Genomic DNA, 1,449 nt, shown 5'->3' with positions numbered 1-1,449 from the left:
TGGTGTTTTGTGAGTCGCAAACTTTCGGTTTGTATCGTCTTCACACACCGCAATCTGGTCTCTTCGACGCAAATTGCTTGGGTGTTATATGGTCAAGCCTCACGGGCAATTAGTATTGGTTAGCTCAACGCCTCACAGCGCTTACACACCCAACCTATCAACGTCGTAGTCTTCGACGGCCCTTTAGGGAACTCAAGGTTCCAGTGAGATCTCATCTTGAGGCAAGTTTCCCGCTTAGATGCTTTCAGCGGTTATCTTTCCCGAACATAGCTACCCGGCAATGCCACTGGCGTGACAACCGGAACACCAGAGGTTCGTCCACTCCGGTCCTCTCGTACTAGGAGCAGCCCCTCTCAAATCTCAAACGTCCACGGCAGATAGGGACCGAACTGTCTCACGACGTTCTAAACCCAGCTCGCGTACCACTTTAAATGGCGAACAGCCATACCCTTGGGACCGGCTTCAGCCCCAGGATGTGATGAGCCGACATCGAGGTGCCAAACACCGCCGTCGATATGAACTCTTGGGCGGTATCAGCCTGTTATCCCCGGAGTACCTTTTATCCGTTGAGCGATGGCCCTTCCATACAGAACCACCGGATCACTAAGACCTACTTTCGTACCTGCTCGACGTGTCTGTCTCGCAGTCAAGCGCGCTTTTGCCTTTATACTCTACGACCGATTTCCGACCGGTCTGAGCGCACCTTCGTACTCCTCCGTTACTCTTTAGGAGGAGACCGCCCCAGTCAAACTACCCACCATACACTGTCCTCGATCCGGATAACGGACCTGAGTTAGAACCTCAAAGTTGCCAGGGTGGTATTTCAAGGTTGGCTCCATGCAGACTGGCGTCCACACTTCAAAGCCTCCCACCTATCCTACACAAGCAAATTCAAAGTCCAGTGCAAAGCTATAGTAAAGGTTCACGGGGTCTTTCCGTCTAGCCGCGGATACACTGCATCTTCACAGCGATTTCAATTTCACTGAGTCTCGGGTGGAGACAGCGCCGCCATCGTTACGCCATTCGTGCAGGTCGGAACTTACCCGACAAGGAATTTCGCTACCTTAGGACCGTTATAGTTACGGCCGCCGTTTACCGGGGCTTCGATCAAGAGCTTCGCGTTAGCTAACCCCATCAATTAACCTTCCGGCACCGGGCAGGCGTCACACCCTATACGTCCACTTTCGTGTTTGCAGAGTGCTGTGTTTTTAATAAACAGTCGCAGCGGCCTGGTATCTTCGACCGGCATGGGCTTACGCAGTAAATGCTTCACCCTCACCGGCGCACCTTCTCCCGAAGTTACGGTGCCATTTTGCCTAGTTCCTTCACCCGAGTTCTCTCAAGCGCCTTGGTATTCTCTACCCAACCACCTGTGTCGGTTTGGGGTACGGTTCCTGGTTACCTGAAGCTTAGAAGCTTTTCTTGGAAGCATGGCATCAACCACTTCGT

1 rRNA gene is annotated in these 1,449 nt (G+C 52.6%); it reads right to left on the bottom strand.

The window, feature by feature from the left end:
- Window positions 1-88: 88 nt before the first annotated feature.
- Window positions 89-1,449 (bottom strand): 23S ribosomal RNA (locus AC19YQ_RS24935); the annotation flags it as partial.

The sequence above is a fragment of the Pseudomonas sp. MF06569 genome (assembly GCF_059862735.1).
This window is presented reverse-complemented; position numbering and strand designations above follow the sequence as displayed.